Source organism: Orenia marismortui DSM 5156, assembly GCF_000379025.1.
GTDB lineage: Bacteria > Bacillota > Halanaerobiia > Halobacteroidales > Halobacteroidaceae > Orenia > Orenia marismortui.
On sequence record NZ_KB900624.1, the window covers coordinates 104663 to 107775 of the forward strand.

3 protein-coding genes are annotated in these 3113 nt (G+C 28.7%); 1 reads left to right on the top strand and 2 read right to left on the bottom strand.

Translation table 11 applies throughout. The annotated features are described in order from the left end of the window. Nucleotides 1-252 precede the first annotated feature (252 nt). Nucleotides 253-1107, top strand: a complete 855-nt coding sequence (locus tag OREMA_RS0116790; protein ID WP_018250409.1) for an Rpn family recombination-promoting nuclease/putative transposase — start codon at nucleotides 253-255, stop codon at nucleotides 1105-1107. 470 nt (nucleotides 1108-1577) lie between these two features. Here the strand turns inward: OREMA_RS0116790 and OREMA_RS0116795 are convergent, their stop codons facing one another. Continuing rightward, on the bottom strand, nucleotides 1578-1958 hold the full coding sequence (locus tag OREMA_RS0116795) for a hypothetical protein (RefSeq protein WP_018250410.1): 381 nt from the start codon (nucleotides 1956-1958) through the stop codon (nucleotides 1578-1580). Continuing rightward, entirely contained in the window at nucleotides 1951-2703 is a 753-nt protein-coding gene (locus OREMA_RS0116800) for a ParA family protein (protein WP_018250411.1), read from the bottom strand. The genes OREMA_RS0116795 and OREMA_RS0116800 overlap by 8 nt, the downstream gene beginning before the upstream one ends. Between the last annotated feature and the right edge of the window lie 410 nt (nucleotides 2704-3113).

The window sequence follows — 3113 nt, forward strand, 5'->3', positions numbered from 1 at the left end:
CTCCTGTAACTGGTTATTTTGTGGTGATTTAATTATATTACAGTTTGGTGCCCTATGGCTATTTTTATTTTGTTCAATTTGATTTTACAATGAAGCATAAATTTTAAAAACAAAAGAATTTCTTTTAATTATAACTTTAAGATGTTAGATAAATATTCTCCTTTCCTTTATACTGTTAAGCTCTTCTCTTCATTTCTTAGAAAGCTTATGCTATAATTAAACTATCATTGTCACAGAGGAGGTTTAACTAAAATGTGCAGATTAAACCCACGGGTAGATTTTGCCTTTAAAAAATTATTTGGGAGTGAAGAAAATAAGGATATCTTAATCTCTTTTATTAATTCCGTCTTAGATCAAGATGAGGAAATTACAGGTTTAACTCTAAAGAATCCTTATAATGCTCAAAACTTTAAAAATGATAAACTCTCGATTCTTGATGTAAAGGCTGTTGATGAAAAAGGAGTTTGGTATAATATTGAGATGCAGATTACAGATCAGGATTATTATGATAAAAGAGCCTTATATTATTGGGCAAGATTATATACAGGGCAGCTAAAGTCAGGAGTTAATTATGATAAGCTAGAAAAGACAATAGTAATTAATATTCTTAACTTTAATTGCTTAGAAGAGGAGGATTACCATAATGTCTATCAATTATTGAATCGTGAGTCTAAAGAGGAGTTAATCGACCACTTAGAAATTCATTTTATCGAGCTAGAGAAGTATAGTAAGGACTTAAGTGAGATCCAGACTGCTTTAGATAGATGGACAGAGTTTTTAAAAAAGGCTCATGAGTATAATAAGGATCAGATTCCTACTCAATTAGCTGAGGTTAAAAGTATAGAGAAAGCAATTAAAGTACTTGATACTATGTATTTAAATAAAGATGAGCGAGAAGCTTATGAAGCTAGATTAAAATGGTTAAGAGATGAAGAGATGGCTTTAAAGAAAGCTGAAAAAAAAGGCATGAAGCGGGGTATAGAAAAAGGTAGAGAAGAGGAAAGAAAAGAAATAGCAATCACTATGTTAAAAAATGGGATCAAAATAGATGAGGTAGCTAAAATAACAAAGTTATCTACAAAAGAAATAGAAAAATTAAAAATTTAATATAACAATTAAAGCAGAATAAAGTTAAGAGTTGAGAATTAAGAATTAACAGATAAAGCAGAGAATCAGTTTATTGGCTCTCTGTTTTTTATATGGAGATTTTAACAACAAGAGAAAATTATCATAGTAAAATATTACTGATAATACTCTATAAATAATGAGTGATTTGGAAAAAATACTGTTGTAGTTGTTTTAATAGTTTTCCGATATGGACAAACCCTTGTGGTTATAGAATTTATGAGGTTGAAATGCTACTTATTTAAGGCTAAGGACTACTTTCTTAAAGTTTAATTCTACTCTTTTAAGGTTAAGTACTACTATTTTATTTGTATGGTAGTATGAATATTGAGAATCAAGATCAAGTAATTTTAAGAATTAAAGGCCTTTAATTCTTAATTCTCCATCCTAAATTCTCAATTATTATGGCAAAGGTGGGTGTGCTGATGTGACCTCTACTTTCCTTAATATTTTCACTCTTGTATCTCTAAATTATTAAAGAAATGCTCTAAAGCCATTCTAACTAATTCTGATTTATTATAACCACTTTGTTGACTATAATTATCGATTAATTCAATTAACTGATCATTTAAATAATAGGTTTGTCGCTTTAATTCATCACTTTCTTTACTCTTCTTTTCTAAGATAAAGACATTATTTTGCTCATGCTTCTCCTTTAGAACTTTATCTTGGTTTTTGTTTGTATCTTCATTTGTATTGTTGTTTTTATTTATGTTTGTACTTTTATTTTCATCTTTGTTTACACGGTTATCATCATTGATCTTCTTAGCGTTTTTCTTCTGTTCTTCCATCTTTTTTCTAATCTTATCAAAGCCTTTATTTATCTCAGACAAGTTTCTCCACCACCTTTTCTAATACTTTAAAGAATTGATCTGCTGCTTCTTGGTCATATTCAAAGACAGTCTTACCTATTTTACCAGCTTCAGTAATTTTAACCCTACGATTAACTGGAGGGCTCAAAATATCTTCATCCTCAAAGAATTTTTCTAAAAACTCTAAATTATCTTTAGCTTCATTGGTTCTAGCATCATACATATTTGGAATAACTACAGCAATCTTATTAGCATCTAAACGTAAATCTGATAGGTAATCATAGATATTACCTACAGCTCTAACAGAGGCTGCTTCTAACTGTACAGGCATAATCACATTATCGACATAACAAAGTACAGCATCATTAATCTTAGTTCGTTGAGGACCACAATCTATTATGACAAAATCATATCCTTTATTCTCTAAAGCAGATAATTTCTCTTCTAAGATAATATCAATTCTAGATTCGCGATGAAATTCTGCATTAATCTCTTCAATATTAGAATTAGGAAGTAAGTCTAAATTTTCTCGAGCAGAAATAATACACTCTTCTAGTGATACAGGGTATCTTTTATCAATTAAGTCATAAAAAGTTTTATGATAATCATCATCAGAAAAGCCTAAAAATAAGCTAGAATCATTCTGCCCATCTAAATCAATTAATAAGACTTTAAAATCTAACTTAGCCAAACCATGGGCAACTTGTACACTTACTGTACTTTTACCTACTCCGCCTTTATTATTTAGGACTGCAACTTTCTTCATATTCAGTCAACTCCTTCTGTTTTATTGAGAAGAAAGAATTAAACCTCTCTAATTCTAAGTTCTAGACTTGTTTGTGTAATCCTTTTATAATTAAAAACGTTTTTAATTATAATTGTAATTATGTTTTTGATTTTAATTTCGTTTTCATTTTTGTAATTGTAAATGTTTTTAATTGTGATTGTATTTTTATTTACATTTATGTTTACAATTTTAATTTAGTAAATGTTTTTGTCTGTAATTTTGTTTGTATCGGGAATAAGCACCGAAAATACTTGAAAAGCTAAAAAGTGAGGTGTATAATAAAAAACATAATGTATAACCACCTATTCTATACATTATCGGTGGTTTATTTAAAAAGGAGTGATTTTATGGCCAAAAGAAAGATTCCTGATATTTTGACTTTAGAGGAG

Bases quoted from the DNA above. Each gene is read 5' to 3' on its own strand.
- OREMA_RS0116790 (WP_018250409.1), top strand. From the start codon at position 253: ATGTGCAGATTAAACCCACGGGTAGATTTTGCCTTTAAAAAATTATTT.
- OREMA_RS0116800 (WP_018250411.1), bottom strand. From the start codon at position 2,703: ATGAAGAAAGTTGCAGTCCTAAATAATAAAGGCGGAGTAGGTAAAAGT.